We start from the raw sequence: 16,914 nt of genomic DNA on the forward strand, positions 1-16,914 counted from the left end.
ATTGTGTGCGTATCCTGTCGACTTATATTAGAGCCAGGCTCGGACACCAGACTGAGGTGAGCCGGGCGATTCTTCTGTTCAACAGGTCAACGACGACAAAGCTGGTCGGCGCAAGCAATCGCTGGCGCAGTCATGGTCGCTCGCGGATACCAAGGAGGCTCTGAAATGTCTCACTACGCCATAGGTGCCGGCTCCAGCCCTAGCTTGCAGCGCTACGCCCGTCAGGCGAACCGAGCGCGTTCCGACGTCCTCAGAAAAGCGCTGCTTGTGCTGACGCGGGCCTTTTCCCCGCAATATCTTTCGAAGCGCTCGCGCTAACCCCGGTAGGCCGGCCGAAGAAACCATGCCGGATCGGCCGAGCCCACATACCGGCGAGCGCAATTCCCGTACCCCAACCAAAGCAAAGGCCCCGCCGGATCGCTCCGGCGGGGCCTCGATATTATCAGCGCGGGGTTCGACTACTCGTCGTCGCCGCCCTGCTTCTTGAGCGCAGCGCCCAGGATGTCGCCGAGCGAGGCGCCGGAGTCGGTGGAGCCGAACTGAGCCACGGCTTCCTTCTCCTCGGCGATTTCCAGCGCCTTGATGGAAACGCTGATGCGGCGCGTCTTCTTGTCGAACACGGTGACGCGGGCATCGACCTTCTGGCCGACGGAGAAGCGCTCGGGGCGCTGCTCGTCGCGGTCGCGCGACAGGTCGGAGCGCTTGATGAAGGATTCGACGTCGTGGTCGACCAGGCGAACCTCGAGGCCGCCATCCTTCACGCCCGTGACTTCGCAGGTCACCACGGCGCCCTTGCGCAGATCGCCGGAGGCTGCCGCCTCGCCGACCGAATCGCGGCCAAGCTGCTTGATGCCGAGCGAGATGCGCTCTTTCTCGACATCCACGTCGAGAACCTGCGCCTGCACCACGTCGCCGCGGTTATACTCCTCGATCACCTGCTCGCCGGGACGCGACCAGTCGAGATCGGAGAGGTGCACCATGCCGTCGACATCGCCTTCCAGACCGATGAACAGGCCGAACTCGGTCTTGTTCTTGACCTCGCCCTCGACGACCGTGCCGGACGGATGGGTGCGCGCGAAGGCTTCCCACGGATTTTCCAGCGTCTGCTTGAGACCAAGCGAAATGCGGCGCTTGACCGGATCGACTTCGAGCACGACCACTTCGACTTCCTGCGTGGTGGACAGGATCTTGCCGGGGTGGACGTTCTTCTTGGTCCAGGACATCTCGGAAACGTGGATGAGGCCTTCGATGCCCGGCTCCAGCTCCACGAATGCACCGTAGTCGGTGATGTTGGTGACGCGGCCGGTGACCTTCTTGCCCAGCGGGTACTTGCCGCCGATGCCTTCCCACGGGTCGGCCTCGAGCTGCTTCATACCGAGCGAGATGCGGTGCGTCTCCTGGTTGATGCGGATGATCTGCACCTTCACCGTCTGACCGATATTCAGGATCTCGGTCGGATGATTGACGCGGCGCCATGCCATGTCGGTCACGTGCAGCAGGCCGTCGATGCCGCCGAGGTCGACGAACGCACCGTAATCGGTGATGTTCTTGACCATGCCCTCGACCACCTGGCCTTCTTCGAGGTTCTGCACGATCTCCGAGCGCTGCTCGGCGCGGCTCTCCTCAAGCACGGTGCGGCGCGAGACGACGATGTTGCCGCGGCGCTTGTCCATCTTGAGGATTTCAAACGGCTGCGGCGTATGCATGAGCGGGGAGACGTCGCGGATCGGGCGGATGTCAACCTGCGAACGCGGCAGGAAGGCCACGGCGCCGTCGAGGTCGACGGTGAAGCCGCCCTTGACCTGGTTGAAGATGACGCCTTCGACGCGCTCGCCGGCGTTGAACTTCTCTTCGAGCTTGACCCAGCTCTCCTCGCGACGTGCCTTCTCACGGCTGAGCATGGCCTCGCCCAGCGCGTTCTCGATGCGCTCGACATAGACCTCGACCTCGTCGCCCACCTTCATCTGGCCGTCTTTGGCCTTGGCGCCGAATTCCTTCAGCGGCACACGGCCTTCGACCTTGAGGCCAACATCGATGATGGCCATGTCTTTTTCGATGGCCGTGATGATGCCCTTGACGACGGACCCTTCGCCCGCGTCGCGCTCGGAGAAGGATTCTTCGAGAAGGCTCGCGAAATCGTCGCGAGACGGATTGAATTGTGACATTGATGCTCCTGAAACACCCCTTCTGGAGGGGCTGGCGCCGGTGGTTCGTGTTGCGTTGTGGCCCGCCGGGCACCCGAGCAGTTTGCTCTGGCCGCTCTCGCGGCTTTTCCGGCGCATGAGGATGCTTGGCAGGCCGGTTTTCGTTTCTCAGTGACCGAGTGCGGCGTCGATATAAACGCAAGCAGTCTGAAACGCGGTCTCTATATCCATTTCGCTCGTATCTAGCAAGTGCGCGTCTTCCGCCGGCCGCAAAGGACTGTCGGCGCGGCCTATGTCGCGCGCGTCGCGGCGCTCGACATCGGCCAGGATCTGCGCATATTCGGCCTCGCCGCCCTGGCTCACGATCTCCTTCCAACGCCGTTCGGCACGCACGGCCGCGCTCGCCGTCACATAGAGCTTCACCGGCGCGTCAGGGCAGACCACCGTGCCTATGTCTCGACCGTCAAGGATGGCGCCGGGCGGCCTGGAGGCGAAGGCGCGCTGCTTTTCCACCAGCGCCCGGCGCACGCCCGGCATCACGGCCACCCTCGACGCCGCCTCGCCGACGCCGTGGACCGAAAGCACCTTGCGGTCGAGGGCGGCAAGGTCAAGTGCTCCTGCCTCGCGCTCGGCCAAGACCTCGTCATCCAGCGGCAGCCCCTTGTCGAGCAGGGCCTTGGCCACGGCCCGGTATGTGAGGCCGGTATCCAAGTGGTGAAGTCCATATTTTGCCGCCAGCCGGCGCGCCAGCGTGCCCTTGCCCGACGCAGCGGGGCCGTCGAGGGCGATGGTTATGATTTTTTCCGCGCTGCTCACACGGACCTCGTAATGCCGCCGTCTATGCGGATGTTCTGGCCGGTAATATAGGCCGACTTTCCGGAAGCTAGGAACAGGATAAGCTCGGCGACCTCGTCCACCGACCCATAGCGGCCCATGGGGATGCGCGAGCGACGGTCCTCCTTTTCCGGCAGGGAATCGATGAAACCCGGAAGGACGTTGTTCATGCGCAGACCGTCCGCCGCATATTTGTCGCAGAAGAGCTTGGTGAATGCGGCCAGGCCGGCGCGGAAGACGCCCGAGGTGGGAAACATCTCCTCCGGCTCGAAGGTTGCATAGGTGGATATGTTGACGATCGAACCCGAGCCCTGCGCCAGCATGAACGGCGTCACCAGCCGCGTCGCACGGATGATGTTGAGCAGGTACGTCTCCATGCCGGCCTGCCAATCGTCGTCGGAAATTTCGAGCACCGGGCCTTTCGGCCCGTGGCCCGCACCATTGACCAGCGCGTCGATACGCCCGAAGCGCTCCACCGTCATGTCGACGAAGCGCTTCAGATCGTCCGGATTCCGGTTGGAGCCGGTGAAGCCCAACCCTCCCAATTCGTTCGCCAGCGCCTCACCCCTGCCGGACGAGGACAGGATGGCGACCCGATAGCCATCGGCGGCAAGCTTTCGCGCGGCCTCGGCCCCCATGCCGCTTCCGCCGCCGACAATCATCGCCGTTTTTTCGCTACCCATAGCGTTCTCCTATTCGATCTCGGCTCCGAGGTCCGCCATCAGCCCCATGAACTCGGGGAAGCTGGTGGCGATCATGGCACGGTCGTCGACGGTGACCGGCTTTTCCGTGGCCAGCCCCAGAATGAGGAAGCTCATGGCGATGCGATGGTCAAGGTGGGTTTCGACCGTGCCGCCGCCCAGCCCCTTGCCCTCCGGCGCACCGTGCACGCTGAGCGTCGTTTCGCCCTCGGTGCAATCCACCCCATTGGCCTTGAGGCCGTTGGCCACGGCGGAAAGGCGGTCCGATTCCTTGACCCGCAGTTCTTCCAGCCCCTCCATCAGCGTCTCGCCCTCGGCGAAGCATGCCGCGACAGCCAGAACCGGATATTCGTCGATCATCGACGGCGCGCGCTCCGGCGGAACCCGCACGCCCTTAAGCTCGGAAGACCGCACGCGCAGGTCGGCCACGTCCTCGCCACCGGCACTGCGCCTGTTCATGAGTTCGATGTCCGCGCCCATCTCTTGCAGCGTGAGGATGAGGCCCGTGCGGGTCGGGTTCATCAGCACGTTCTCGATGGTGATATCGGAACCGGGCACGATCAGCGCCGCCACCAGCGGGAAGCCGGCGGAGGAGGGGTCGCCCGGCACCGCGATCACCTGTCCCTGGAGCCTGCCCTGCCCCTCAATGCGAATGTGGCGCACGCCTTCGGCATCTATCTCCACCTCGAGCGCCGCGCCGAAGCCCGCGAGCATCTTCTCGGTGTGGTCGCGCGTCATCACCGGCTCGATGACGGTGGTAACGCCCGGCGTGTTGAGGCCGGCCAGGAGCACGGCGGATTTTACCTGCGCCGACGGCATCGGCACGCGATAGCTGACCGGCGCAGCATGCTTCGGCCCGCGCAGGGTGATCGGCAGCCGGTCGCCGGGCTCGGCCTCCAGCACCTGCGTTCCCATCTCCCGCAGCGGATCGAGCACGCGGCCCATCGGGCGTTTGGACAGGGACGGGTCGCCAATGAAGCGCGTCTTCATGTCATAGGGGCCGACCAGCCCCATCGTGAGCCGTACGCCGGTGCCCGCATTGCCGAAATCCAGCGGTTGCGCCGGCTCCAGGAGGCAGCCATTGCCCGTGCCCTGGACCACCCATTCCGCCCCGTTGTGCTCTATCCGCGCGCCCATCGCCTTCATCGCTTCACCCGTGCGCAAGACATCCTCGCCTTCGAGAAGGCCAGTGATGCGGGTTACGCCCGAGGCCAGGCCGCCGAACATGAAGGCGCGGTGCGAGATGGATTTATCGCCGGGAAGGCGGGCCTTGCCGGAAAGGGGGCCGCTCTTTCGGGCGGTCGCGGGCTGCGGCTTGGAATGATCGTTCATAGGGCTCTCGGACGCATGATTGCTTGGGGGAACGGCACAGCGTCTAGCATGCCGGTCGAGCCCGGTCATCCCCCGCCGCGACCCGCGCGCCGCCGCCCATCCACGGCCAAGCCTCAGGGCAATCGGGTTCACCCGATTGCCCTTCCTCTTTTCCGTCCCTCAAGCGCCGAGCGGGCGCATCCGCGCCCTTGGCTCGCACCATATGGCGCGCCGCCGCAGCCGCGGCGGACGGTCCGGCGTTGGCGCTTGCCCCAATGCAGGAATAATCTCCTTTGCTCGATTGCCCTGGGCCGAGCCTCAATAGGCTTTGACAGGCGCGCGATCTGTGGTTATGGGGTCCGAAATCGCGTTAAGACTTTTTCCCCGGAAACGGCCCGCCGAATGGGCGGCTGAACCGGTTCGTGAAGACGATGAGGCACCACGGTGGCTAAACCGCAACTTGGCACAAAACGCATCTGCCCCGAAACGGGCCGTAAATTCTATGATCTCAATCGGGATCCGATCGTCTCGCCCTATACCGGCCAGTCCTATCCGCGCAGCTATTTCGAAGCCGGCGGAGACCTTCTGGTCGAGGAGGAGGAAGAGGTCGAGGAAAAGGAACTGGACGCCGAGGACGGCCCGGAGATCGTTTCGCTCGAAGACGCCGATGAAGAGACCAAGGGCAGCGGCGACGACCTGCCCGATCTCGACGACGACGATGTGGAACTCGACGACGATGACGACGATACCTTCCTCGCGGACGAGGAAGAGGAAGACGATGACGTGACGGGCATTATCGGCGTCGGTGACGACGACGAGGAGACCTGATCACGCCGCTTTGAGCCTCGCGACGGTGCCTGGGGAAAATTCCAGCCTTTGGGCATCAGGCGGGCTTGATTTACCGGACGGGCGGGTTTAGAAGCCGCCATCACAGCCGTCCCGCACCGGGCGGCAGACCTCTAGGCCGGAAACGGCATCGGCCCTCATGGCCGAAGTGTGGGGCCATAGCTCAGCTGGGAGAGCGCTTGCATGGCATGCAAGAGGTCAGCGGTTCGATCCCGCTTGGCTCCACCAATTTTCCTTCCATTTGAATGCATCCGGTTTCGAGCGCACGGGCACTGGCTGCGGCCTGTGACGCATATCGGTTCCGCGGGCCTGCTTGGTACCGATTAATAAAATTTCAATCGAATTGCGCGCAAATCGTCCTGTGAAGGCGGTGGGTGGTGTAGCAGGTCCGGAGTCCCGCCATGCGCGTTGTGTTTATCGTTCTGATGCTTGTTCTGGCGGGGTGCGCGACTGCCCCCACGGGAACGGGGAATGCCTGTTCTATCTTCAGCCAGAAGGACGGCTGGTTCAATAACTGGCACCGGCAGGCCAAGAGCGTCGAGCGCGAATATGGCGTTCCCGTGCCCATCCTGATGGCGACGATGTACAAGGAATCGGGTTTTCGCGCCCGTGCGCGGCCGCCACGCCGGAAGATACTCGGTTTCATTCCCGGAAAGCGCATCTCCACGGCCTATGGCTATGCCCAGGCGCTGGACGGCACATGGACGGAATACAAGCGCGAAACCGGGCGATATTCCGCGAGGCGGTCGGATTTCGGCGACGCGATCCGTTTCATCGGCTGGTATCATAACAAGAGCAATCGGACGAACGGGATTGCGCTCAACGATCCCTACAACCTTTACCTGGCCTATTATGCCGGACATGGCGGCTATGCGCGCGGGACGTGGAAGAACAATGCGGGCATGAAGAACGCCGCTGCCAAGACCGCCAGCATGGCCCGCACCTACGCCTCGCAGATGGCATCGTGCGGCTATCGCTAGGACGCTCTCAGCCGCCTGGCCTTGCCGCCGGTTCCGGATTGAGATGATAGCCGGGGCCGACGGTCAGGGGCGCATCCGGCACGACCTTGTCGCTGATCTGGCTCTTGTAGCTGCGCTCCGTCTGCCAGATCAGGTTCTCCCGCTGGCGATCGTATACACTGATCACGACCTTGTAGGGCTTGCCCGCTTCGACCCCGCGAACGGGTGGTGAACGGAGGGAGTAGCGGTCGGTCATGGGGCTGACGCGTTCCAACGCCAAGTGCGGCTCGCCTCCTCCAGGGTCCTCGAAGCTCGCCTCGATGATGGAGCCGCTGGCCAAGGGCCGCACGACCTGCGCGGTGAAACCGTAGAAAACTTCCGCGTTGCGGTAGTTGAACACAAAGCCGCCGCCCATGAGCTTCAGATAGGGTTGATGCGAGGGGTCTTCCCGCGACAGCCAACCGACGGCGAACAGGATGGCTACGAGGCCAACCGCTATCGCCAGCACCTTCTTCTCGTTCCATTTTCCGATCATTGCCCTGCTTCCGATTTTCGGCCCGGTACGGCGGTACCGTGGCGGGCGGCGTAGCGACGCGCTTTTGCGGCGCCTCCGCAATGGTCCATGCTGCACCAGCGGCGCGAACTGTTCCTGGTTTCGTCGTAGAAGAGCCAGCCGCAGCCCTCCGGCTCCGGACAGTCCTTGAGGCGCTTCAGATCGTCACCGGCAAGCAACGCACCGGCAGAAACGGCAACGGCCATCAGCGGGGCGAGCAGCTCCTGACACAGATCTTCCCAGCGCCATTCAAAACCGGAATCCCGCTCGGCCAGCACTTGTCGCGAACGTGCCTCGCGCAGCCAGTGGTTGAGCAGCGCCAGATCCTGCGGAGGAGAGGGCGGGCCGACGATTGCCGCGCGGAATACCCGATAGAGCGCCTCTCGCAGAGCGATCGCCTCCCGGTGAGCGGCGGCGGAGGCCGCCGGTTCGCTGGCGGCACGGACGTTCAGCCCCGACAGTGTCGGCGCGTCGAGTGCACCCGTCTGCCGGCACCAGCCGGTGAGCGAGGAATAGTCGGGAAGATAGTCTTTGGTCGCCGGACGCGACCGGCTGTTGACGGTGTTGACAAAATCCAGACACAGCCTGCCGCCGAAGAAGAAGGGCACCGGCCCTTCCATACCTGCCATATCGTCGGTTTCCGCGCCGGCCAAACCAGATTGCCCCCCGTCTTGGGAACTTTCAACCATCTAAATTAGTTTTGCCGGTTTTGGCAAGGTCCTCGCGTTGAGCAACCGTCTATTGTTCCAGCAGGAGCGTGCCGTTCTGCATCTGGAAGCTGGCCAGGCGGTTGAGGAAGCTGAGGCCGATCAGTGTGCCATCTAGAGCCTTATCCTCCAGGATCACGGCCTGGACATTGTCGACATGGATGCGGCCGATCTGCAGGCTGGCGATCTCTGCGGTGGCGGCCATCGCCTCGCCATTAGCGGTATTGACCTTGTAGCGGAAATCGGAGCGGGCGAGCTTCAGGCCGATCCGCCGGGCCGTGGACTGGTTTATCGCAACGAATGTCGCGCCCGTGTCCACCAGCGCATCGATGCGGCGCCCGTTCAGCTTGAACTCGGCCTCGTAGTGGCCTCGCGCATCGGCGGGGATACGCACGCGCTTGCCCAGAAGCACTTCGGTTTCGGGCGCGATCTCGGCGCGATCCAGCGTCACGTTGAGCTCAGTCGGTTCGGCCTTGGGCGTGGCCCTCTCATAGGCATGGCGAACCAGCCTGCCGAACAGCTCGGGATTCTCCATATGCACAGCCGGCACCGCCGCGGCGATGCCGGCAAACGCGCTTGCCAGGACGATCTTGCGCCACATGGTCCCCGCCCTCCGCTACAGCATCCGTCCGAAAATCGGGATCCATTTTCGGAAAGTACGATGCGTAGATCCAAAGTGTTGAAGCGTCCTTTGTGCGTCCGAATGGACGCATAACGCTCTACTGCGGGCATGTTGGCTGCGATGTCTCACCGCCGGTTTAACGGCTTGCCGAAGGATTAGGCACTGGTTAAGGCGCGGTTAAACGGGCCTTCATTTGGTACCGTACATACGGTCGCCCGCATCGCCCAGGCCGGGCACGATATAGCCTTTTTCATTGAGCTTTTCGTCGACGGCGGCCGTGAAAACAGGCACGTCCGGGTGGGCCGCGCGAAAGCGCTCTACGCCTTCGGGGGCGGCCAGCAGGCACAGGAAGCGCAGATTGGTGGCGCCTCGCCCCTTGAGCCTGTCCACCGCGGCAATGGCCGAATTGGCCGTCGCCAACATCGGATCGACAACGATCACCAGCCGGTCTTCCAGATCGGATGGTGCCTTGAAGAAATATTCCACCGCCTCCAGCGTTTCGTGGTCGCGATAGAGGCCCACATGCGCCACGCGCGCCGCCGGCACCAGGTCCAACATGCCATCGAGCAGGCCGTTGCCGGCTCTCAGCACCGAGGCGAATACGAGCTTCTTGCCCTCCAGCGTCGGCGCTTTCATCTCCATGATCGGCGTTTCGATCACCCGCGTCGTCATCTCGAGATCGCGCGTCACCTCGTAGCAAAGCAGGAGCGAGATCTCGCGCAGGAGCCGGCGGAACCCGGCCGTCGAGGTCTCCTTGTCGCGCATGATAGTGAGCTTGTGCTGGACAAGTGGGTGATCGACGATGGTGACGCCCTGCATTCATTCTCTCCCGCGCTGCGCTCTTCACGCGCAATACTAGTCCCGCCGGGGGCGCGCTGGCCATAGCCGAGAAAACGCGGCCACAGCTTTGTTCGCGCGGATACCGCGGCGACTTAGAGCGCTACATGCTGCCCGATCCGCGCCAGAAGCGCCGATCGGGTCGGCTCGTCCACGAAGGCGGCTTCCAGCGCGGTGTGGGTGATGACATCCAGGGCCGCGTCATCCAGTCCGAAATGCCGCGAGGCGACTTCGTATTCGTGGCCGAGGCTCGTATGGAAATGCGGCGGGTCGTCTGAATTGAGCGTGACCTTGCAGCCAGCGGCATACAGTGCGGGAAACGGATGGCTTGCGAAGCCCGGAAATACGCCCAGCACGACATTCGAGACGGGGCAGACTTCAAGCACCACGCCTTCCGCCGACAGCCGTTCCACCAGCGCCGGTTTCTCGATCGCGCGCACGCCGTGGCCGATGCGCGAGGGCCGCAGCGCATCGAGCGCCGCCTCGATGCTGTCGGGCCCGCCGAACTCGCCGGCATGTACCGTGATGCCCAGCCCCGCTTCGCGGGCGATATCGAAGGCGCGTGCGAAGTCGCGCGGATGACCCATGCGCTCGTCTCCCGCCATGCCGAAACCGGTGACGAGGGCGTGACCGCATCCGGCGGCGAACTGCGCCGCCCGCTCCACCGCCTCGACGCCGACATGGCGCACGCCAGTCACGATCATGCGGGCTTCGATGCCGGTCCGCTCGCGGGCGCGGCGCATGCCCTCTCCGAGCCCTTCCGTATAGGACCGGGCTGACAGGCCGACGCGGCTGGCGTGGTCGGGCGAGGTGAAGAATTCGGCGTAGATGGCGCCCTGGCCGGCAAGGTCGCACAGATATGTCTCGGACAAGAGGGCATAATCTTCCGGTGTGCGGAAGAGGCCGGCCGCGCCGTCATAGGCTTTCAGGAAACTGGTGAAATCATGCCAATGATAGGCGCCGTCGCGGATGAAGGCGGAAACATCGGCACCGTATTTTTCCGCCTGGCGCAGGACGAGCTCGGGCGCGGCGGCCCCTTCGATATGGCAGTGCAGTTCGGCTTTCGGGATCATGCGGCGGTCTGTCTCGGAATTGAATCGGATCAGACCATATCACACACGTCGCTCCACGCCGCCGCCTTGCGCAGGACTTCCAGGAACTTTTCGCCGGCTTCTTCGAGCGCACCAGAATTGTCGATCACGACGGCATCGCCAACCTGCAGCGCCCGGTCTCCGGCCCGATCCAGCCGGGCCAGCACCTCTTCGCGGCTCTCGCGCCCGCGCGCCGAAAGGCGTTCGGCGAGAATGGCGGAAGGTGCGGTCACGATAACGGGCAGGAAGTGATGATAACGCTCGCGCAGCGTCCCCATGGCGCCGCGGGACACATTGGCGACCACGACGCACCCGGAACCCACGATGTCGTCCGCCTCGGCGGGAATGCCGTAGGCCAGCCCATTGGCGCGCCAGGAGGCCGCGAAGCACCCTTCTGCCTCGGCCTTGGCAAAGGCCTCGCCGTCCAGCGTATCGTGGATTTCCGAGCCTGCCTCCATGGGCCGCGTGATGGTTCGCCGGATGAAGACGATGTCGCCGGAAAGCGGGCCAAGTCGCGTCCGGGCGTAATCCATCACGGAATCCTTGCCCGCGCCCGAAGGTCCAGCAACGGCAACGAAAACGCCATGCCTGATCGGGAAAGGTGCCTCCGCCTGCGCGCGCTCTATGCTGGCCGAAATCATGCGCCTCCCCTAGGCCACGCGCTCGCCGGCGCGCCACACAGTGCGCACGACGGGGATGCCGGTATCGAGCCGGACGCGGACGACGTCGGCCCGGCGGCCGGGTTCGATGACACCGCGGTCGGTCAGGCCCACAGCTTCGGCCGGATTCTTCGACACCTTCGCCACCGCCTCGGGCAGCGAAATGCCCTCGACCACTTCGCCCAAGTGGAAAGCCGCCTGGACCAGGCTGAAGGGAATATAGTCGGAAGACAGGATGTCGAGGTCGCCGCCGAGCGCCAGTTCGCGCGCCGAGACATTGCCCGAATGCGAGCCGCCGCGCACCACATTGGGCGCCCCCATCAGCACCGCCATGCCAGAGCCCTTGGAAGCCTTTGCCGCCTCGGCGGTGGTCGGGAACTCAGCCACGCGTACGCCGTCGTTTTCCGCCTCGGCCACGTGATCCGTCGTCGCGTCGTCATGGCTGGCGAGGATGATCCCGCGCTCCCGGCACGCCTCGGCGATGGCCCGGCGGTTGGGCGCAGAATTGGTGCGCGATTCGTCCATGCGTTTTTTGCAGAACCTCTCGAACCCCGCATCGTCCAGGTTCATCTTGGCCTTGTAATAGGTGGCGTAGGCCTCAAGGTTGGTGAACTGCCGCTGGCCCGGAGAATGGTCCATCAGCGACGCGAGCTTCACGCGATCGTCTCCGGCAAGAAGCGAGAAGCCTTCCAGGCAATCGGGGGCCGAGACCTCGCAGCGCAGATGCAGGAAATGCTCCGCCCGCAGCCGGCCGGCATCCATGCTGCCGCCAATGGCCTCGGCCAGCACGCGCACGTCGCCCACCACCACGTCGCTGTCCTCGTCAAGGCCGATGCGCAGCGCATCGAAGACGGTGGTGATGCCCGAGGCCGCGATCTGAGCGTCATGGGCAAGCACGGAGGCGATCGGGTTCCAGCGCACCTTGGGACGTGGCGCATAATGGCGCTCGAGGTGGTCCGTGTGCAGTTCGACAAGGCCTGGAATGAGGTAGTCTCCCTCCATGTCCTCGCCGGCGGCCGAGAGCGGCCCCCTGGAGATATCTTCTATCCTGCCGTCGCGAATATGGACGGCCCCGTCGACAATCTCGTCGGCCAGGACAATGCGGGCGTTCTTGAAAATGGTCTGCGATGTCATATCAGGCGGTTTTCCTCTCCCTTGCACGACCCATTTCGTGGAAGGACTTGATGTGGAATGGCGCGCCGGCCTCGGGTTCAGCGAACAGGGCCAGCGACGATACTTCGAGGGGTTCCAGAAGCAGCGGACCGAAGAAGGAATCGATAGCCTTCTCCATGCGCGGCGCTTCAGCGGCGGGCACCCGGCCGGTCAGCGTCATGTGGAACCGGAATTCGTCATACACGTAAGGATAACCCCATTTATGGAGATTTTTTAGCTGCGCCGGCGAGAGGTTCTCCGGATTGCGGCGCTCGATCTCGGCTGGCGTCAATGGTGCGCGGAAAGGCTCGAACTCGGTCACGACATCGGCGGCAAGCCGGTCGAGCGCTTCCGAGGGCATTCCCGGAACGATGGCGAAAAAGCCGTCCAGCCGTGCCACGGCGATGGGTTCGACCACCACGGGCTCGCGCCGGGAGGCGAATCTGTCCAACGTCGAAACGAGTTCGCCCTCGCTGCACCCCTCGGCAAGCCGGAAAGGCGCCTTGAGCGTGGCGTGAAAACCGTAGCGCCGGGGCGGAGCTGTATGAAAGGCCATTTCGGCGGGCGAGAAACCGTCGACGCCGACCGGCCTCGCCTCGTCGCGCCCGAACGGGCTGCGCCCAAGCCATCGGGCGGCGACACGCCCGAGCGGATCGTCCTTACCGGGCGTGAAATATATCGCATACCGCATGCTTTTCATCCTCGCGCGCTCCGGATTGCCTGATTCTGCGCAATTCCGGGCGGGAACCGTTCCATTTTCCCGGAATTGCGCGGGTCCTTCATAGCCGATCGCGTTGCAATAGGCGATTTGCGTGACAGAAAGACGAAGCCGCCGCCAGATTCAGTTGCCGGCGACCGACAGGTCCAACCGTCGCATCAATGTGCGCTCCCCGAAGCCCTTCCCATCAGCCGCTGGCGAAGCATGTTGGATATAGTATCGAAAACGAACACCACCATGAGGATGAGCAGCACCATATAGGCCACGTTCTCCCAGTCGGAGTTGGTGCGCATGGCTTCCCACAGCTTCAGACCGATGCCGCCCGCGCCCACGGCGCCGATGATGGTGGCCGAGCGGGTGTTCGATTCCCAGAAGTAGAGCGCCTGGCTGAGAAACACCGGCAGCACCTGCGGCAGCACGCCGTAGCGCTGCACCACGACGGGCGAGGCACCCACGGAGCGCACGCCCTCGCGCTGCTTGTCGTCGATGTTCTCCAGCGTTTCGGAATAGAGCTTGCCGAAGGTGCCGGTGTCGGTGAAGAAGATCGCCGAGATGCCCGCCAGCGGCCCCGGCCCGAAGGCGCGGGTGAAGAACAGCGCCCAGATGAGCATGTCGACGCAGCGCAGGAAGTCGAACAGCCGCTTGAGAGCGAAGTTGGCGATGCGGCTCGGATAGATGTTGCGCGCGGCGGCGAAAGACAGCGGAAAAGCCACGATCACCGCAAGCACCGTGCCGGCGAAAGCCATGACGATGGTCTGCAAAAGCTTCAGCCAGACGTCCCCGTGCTGCCACTCCGAATTGTTGACGAAATTGTCAAAGGCGAGCGCGGCGTTGGAAATATCGGGCTGCAGGCGCGGGCCGAACAGAAGGAGGCTGGCGACCTCGCTTCCCGGCCTGCCCCAGAAGGGCGAGCGCGTGTCGAAGAAGAAATTCTCCCAGCCAAGGAACCGGCGGCTGATCTTGACCTTGTTATCGCGAATTTCAGCGCGGCCGGCGAAGCCGAAATAGGCCATCACCTTTGCACCGGGCTCGCGCTGGCTTGCCCAGGAAGGAAGATCGGCGGGCGCGATGACGCCGGTGCCCCGGTCGATCTCCAGCACGATCGTCTCGCCGTCGCGGGTTACACGCACCAGGTCGGGCAGGATATCGACACGGCCGGCGGCGCCGACTTCGACGGAGGCTTCCACCACCGCTTCCCGCTTCGATGCGACGGTCTCGCTTTCAGTCTGCGGGGGCGCTTCGCTATCGGCGCCTGCGACCGGGCCGAGAAAGCTGTCGGTATCGTCCTGCGAGCCGCCATCGTCGAGACTGCCGAGGAAGCCTGCCCCGGACGTCGCGCCATCCGTGTCCACCGCCTTCGACTCGGATCGTATCTCGACCGTTTGCGATTTCAGGGAAACCCAGCCGGGCTCGGGATTGGCACCCAGCGGGGAGAAACGCGGATAGGAGATTTCCAGATGGTTGTCCTTGAGGTCGAAGTCGGGTCGAACTTCATAGGAGACCCAATCGGCGAGATAGCTGCCGGCTATGCCCCAATTGCCTCCGGACAGGACCGCACCGATCGAGAAGAACCACCAGGCGAAAACCAGATAGGCGACGATGCCGGCGCCGACCAGCCAGCCGGTCAGCCGTTTGCGCAGCGAGCGGGCGAAGATTTCGGGGTGGCGGGCTGTGATGCCATCAATGTCGTGAGCGATGCTCATCTCAGGCTCCCCGGCCAAATTCGAATGCCTGGTTGCCGACAAGGCGGCGGCGCAACCAGGCCGAGAACTGGTCCACCGCCACTATGGTGCAGAACAGAAGCAGGATGATCGCGAGGGTCTTGGCTTCGTGCGTCTGGCTGATGGAAAGCCGCAGGGTTTCACCGATGCCGCCGCCGCCCACCGCGCCGATGATAGTGGAGGCGCGCACGTTTATTTCCAGCCGCAGCAACCCGTAGCTCAGGAAGTTGGGCAGGACCTGGGGCACCACGCCGAACCAGACCCTTTCCACCCAGTTGCCGCCCGCCGCGCGCAGACCTTCCTCGGCCTTCAGATCCGCGTTTTCGACGACCTCGAAGAACATCTTGCCCAGCGCGCCTATCGTATGGACGGCAACGGCGATAATGGCGGGCACCGCGCCGAGCGAGAAGATCGCCAGAAAGAAGCCGGCTATCACGATCTCGGGAAAGGCGCGCAGGATCTCCATGAAGCGCCGCACGAAAAAGCGCAGCCAGCGCCGCGTCATCAGGTTGGAGGCGGCCAGAAAACACAGCACGAAGCCAAGGCCGAAGCCGATCAGCGTCGCCACCAGGGCGATGTTGATCGTCTCCAGCATCTTGTAGAAATACTCGGGCATGTAGAGGGACTGGGTGAAATAGATTCGGCCATCCGGGTAGTTATATTTCAGGCTGCCGTCGTCATAGGGCGACGGCAGGTCGAACATCGCCCGCCAGATCTCCATTCCATCGCGCGGCACCATCTGGCCGACGAAATCGAACAGATAGGGCAGCCGGTCGAAGAATTTGCCGGCGTTCGATTCATTGGCAAACCATAAGGAACCGCCCATGGCCAGAACCATGAAGAGGATGCCGCCGATCGTATAGAGACGCTTGCGCCCGGCCAGCATCCGGAAATGCCGCTCGACGGTCTGGCCGGCTTCGGAGAGAACCGGTCGATGGGTGGTTGTGGTCATGGGGCGTTTCTGTGTGCGGGGCTTCCAATCGACGCTACGCCGCCCCTCACCCATGCCCTCTGTCGGCAGGCGGATGAAGGGCGGCGCGGCGTCTGAATGGATCGTGCCTTAAGAACCGATCTTCGAGCGGCGGGCGTCGATGATGGGCTCGTAGAAAGCCGGCGTGACCTCCGTGTAGCCCTTATAGTCGCCGCCCTGGATGTCGGAGAAGCACGCCGGGTCGCTCTCCGGCAGCTTCATCATGAAATCCTTGAAGGCTTGCTTCATGCTGTCGTCCATCGAGGTGCGAACGACGATCGGACCGTTGGGGATCAGCGGGGATTTCCAGACCTCCACCAGGTCATCCATGTCGAGGATGCCCTTCTCCACCATCTTGTGCAGATTGCCGGACGTATAACCGTCGGCAAAATCACCGACGCCGGAAGCCCAGGTGGTGCCTGCGTCGAAGGTGCCCTTGACCACTTCGAGGACCAGGTTTTCGTGGCCGCCACCAAAGCCCGTCTCGGCGACGTGCTCCTCGATCGGCATGCCCAGCGCCTTGGGCAGCGTGACGGCCGGAACGAGATAGCCGGAGGTGGAATCGGGATCGGCGAAGCCGAGTTTCTTGCCTTTCAGGTCTTCGAGCGTGCTGATGCCCGAATCCTTGCGCGCCACCATCACCGAATGGTAGCCGGTGGAACCGTCCGTCTGGACGGTGGTGAGGATCGGATAGACCGCATCCGGATCTTCCAGATACACCTTGGCGTAAGCGGAGGCGCCGAGTTCGGCATAATCGAGCGTGCCGCCGAGCAGACCCTGGACGACGCCGTCATAATCCGATGCCGGGAACAGCGAGACCTTTTCGACGCCCAGCACTTCCGGCAACAACTCGGTCATGCACTCGAATTTGCGCATGCGGTCGGCTTCGTTTTCACCGCCGAGAATGCCGATGCGGAATTCCTTGAGGTCCTCGGCCTGGGCCGCGCCGACGATCAAGGCCGTGAATGCCACGGCGCCCAACAGAGTTTTCTTCAACATGTCCGTCTCTCCTGTTGCATGCCGGTTCTTCCGGCAATGGATTTGTGATGCTGTAGCTTTTCGTTTTTTCGGCCGGAGGGGCAGTTCGCC

The 16,914-nt window shown here is 63.6% G+C and carries 17 protein-coding genes and 1 tRNA gene; 3 read left to right on the forward strand and 15 right to left on the reverse strand.

Features of this window, described 5'->3' with window-relative positions; all coding sequences use genetic code 11:
- Window positions 1–458 precede the first annotated feature (458 nt).
- The 4 genes from rpsA to aroA all read right to left on the reverse strand — a co-directional run bounded on the left by rpsA (window position 459) and on the right by aroA (window position 5,011).
- Window positions 459–2,165: a 30S ribosomal protein S1 gene (rpsA, locus tag N1058_RS03030; RefSeq protein ID WP_265516015.1), complete on the reverse strand. Its 1,707-nt coding sequence runs from the start codon at window positions 2,163–2,165 to the stop codon at window positions 459–461.
- Between the two features lie 147 nt (window positions 2,166–2,312).
- Window positions 2,313–2,942 carry a (d)CMP kinase gene (gene cmk / locus N1058_RS03035; RefSeq protein ID WP_265516355.1) on the reverse strand — a complete coding sequence of 210 codons (630 nt, stop codon included), beginning with the start codon at window positions 2,940–2,942 and terminating at the stop codon, window positions 2,313–2,315.
- 14 nt (window positions 2,943–2,956) lie between these two features.
- Window positions 2,957–3,661: an SDR family oxidoreductase gene (locus tag N1058_RS03040; RefSeq protein ID WP_265516016.1), complete on the reverse strand. Its 705-nt coding sequence runs from the start codon at window positions 3,659–3,661 to the stop codon at window positions 2,957–2,959.
- A 9-nt stretch (window positions 3,662–3,670) separates the two neighbouring features.
- Window positions 3,671–5,011, reverse strand: a complete 1,341-nt coding sequence (gene aroA / locus N1058_RS03045) for a 3-phosphoshikimate 1-carboxyvinyltransferase (RefSeq protein ID WP_265516017.1) — start codon at window positions 5,009–5,011, stop codon at window positions 3,671–3,673.
- A 423-nt stretch (window positions 5,012–5,434) separates the two neighbouring features.
- Here aroA and N1058_RS03050 point away from each other — a divergent pair, with 423 nt between their 5' ends.
- From N1058_RS03050 to N1058_RS03060, 3 genes are all read left to right on the forward strand, one after another.
- Window positions 5,435–5,818: a TIGR02300 family protein gene (locus N1058_RS03050; protein WP_265516018.1), complete on the forward strand. Its 384-nt coding sequence runs from the start codon at window positions 5,435–5,437 to the stop codon at window positions 5,816–5,818.
- A gap of 170 nt (window positions 5,819–5,988) precedes the next feature.
- Window positions 5,989–6,064, forward strand: a tRNA-Ala gene (locus N1058_RS03055).
- A gap of 173 nt (window positions 6,065–6,237) precedes the next feature.
- Window positions 6,238–6,816, forward strand: a complete 579-nt coding sequence (locus N1058_RS03060) for a transglycosylase SLT domain-containing protein (RefSeq protein WP_265516019.1) — start codon at window positions 6,238–6,240, stop codon at window positions 6,814–6,816.
- A gap of 7 nt (window positions 6,817–6,823) precedes the next feature.
- Here N1058_RS03060 and N1058_RS03065 read toward each other — a convergent pair whose 3' ends face one another.
- From N1058_RS03065 to phnD, 11 genes are all read right to left on the reverse strand, one after another.
- Window positions 6,824–7,330: a hypothetical protein gene (locus N1058_RS03065; RefSeq protein ID WP_265516020.1), complete on the reverse strand. Its 507-nt coding sequence runs from the start codon at window positions 7,328–7,330 to the stop codon at window positions 6,824–6,826.
- Window positions 7,327–7,977: a CGNR zinc finger domain-containing protein gene (locus tag N1058_RS03070; protein WP_265516021.1), complete on the reverse strand. Its 651-nt coding sequence runs from the start codon at window positions 7,975–7,977 to the stop codon at window positions 7,327–7,329. Before N1058_RS03070 ends, N1058_RS03065 begins: the two co-directional genes overlap by 4 nt.
- A gap of 109 nt (window positions 7,978–8,086) precedes the next feature.
- Window positions 8,087–8,656 carry a retropepsin-like aspartic protease family protein gene (locus N1058_RS03075; RefSeq protein WP_265516022.1) on the reverse strand — a complete coding sequence of 190 codons (570 nt, stop codon included), beginning with the start codon at window positions 8,654–8,656 and terminating at the stop codon, window positions 8,087–8,089.
- A 210-nt stretch (window positions 8,657–8,866) separates the two neighbouring features.
- The gene (upp, locus tag N1058_RS03080) at window positions 8,867–9,496 is read right to left on the reverse strand and encodes a uracil phosphoribosyltransferase (RefSeq protein ID WP_265516023.1); all 630 of its coding nucleotides are present in this window, start codon (window positions 9,494–9,496) and stop codon (window positions 8,867–8,869) included.
- Between the two features lie 113 nt (window positions 9,497–9,609).
- Window positions 9,610–10,587, reverse strand: a complete 978-nt coding sequence (locus tag N1058_RS03085) for an adenosine deaminase (RefSeq protein ID WP_265516024.1) — start codon at window positions 10,585–10,587, stop codon at window positions 9,610–9,612.
- Window positions 10,588–10,616: 29 nt separating this feature from the next.
- Complete coding sequence (phnN, locus tag N1058_RS03090; protein WP_265516025.1) at window positions 10,617–11,246, reverse strand: phosphonate metabolism protein/1,5-bisphosphokinase (PRPP-forming) PhnN; 630 nt, start codon at window positions 11,244–11,246, stop codon at window positions 10,617–10,619.
- Between the two features lie 9 nt (window positions 11,247–11,255).
- Window positions 11,256–12,398, reverse strand: coding sequence for an alpha-D-ribose 1-methylphosphonate 5-triphosphate diphosphatase (locus N1058_RS03095; protein WP_265516026.1), 1,143 nt, complete (start codon window positions 12,396–12,398; stop codon window positions 11,256–11,258).
- A gap of 1 nt (window position 12,399) precedes the next feature.
- Window positions 12,400–13,107 (reverse strand): DUF1045 domain-containing protein, encoded by a 708-nt coding sequence (locus N1058_RS03100; protein ID WP_265516028.1) that lies wholly within the window; start codon window positions 13,105–13,107, stop codon window positions 12,400–12,402.
- Window positions 13,108–13,292: 185 nt separating this feature from the next.
- Window positions 13,293–14,837: a phosphonate ABC transporter, permease protein PhnE gene (gene phnE / locus N1058_RS03105; RefSeq protein ID WP_265516029.1), complete on the reverse strand. Its 1,545-nt coding sequence runs from the start codon at window positions 14,835–14,837 to the stop codon at window positions 13,293–13,295.
- A 1-nt stretch (window position 14,838) separates the two neighbouring features.
- Entirely contained in the window at window positions 14,839–15,807 is a 969-nt protein-coding gene (phnE, locus tag N1058_RS03110; protein WP_265516030.1) for a phosphonate ABC transporter, permease protein PhnE, read from the reverse strand.
- A 108-nt stretch (window positions 15,808–15,915) separates the two neighbouring features.
- Window positions 15,916–16,824: a phosphonate ABC transporter substrate-binding protein gene (gene phnD / locus N1058_RS03115; protein WP_265516031.1), complete on the reverse strand. Its 909-nt coding sequence runs from the start codon at window positions 16,822–16,824 to the stop codon at window positions 15,916–15,918.
- Window positions 16,825–16,914: the final 90 nt, after the last annotated feature.

Source organism: Nitratireductor luteus (assembly GCF_026162365.1).
GTDB lineage: Bacteria > Pseudomonadota > Alphaproteobacteria > Rhizobiales > Rhizobiaceae > Chelativorans > Chelativorans luteus.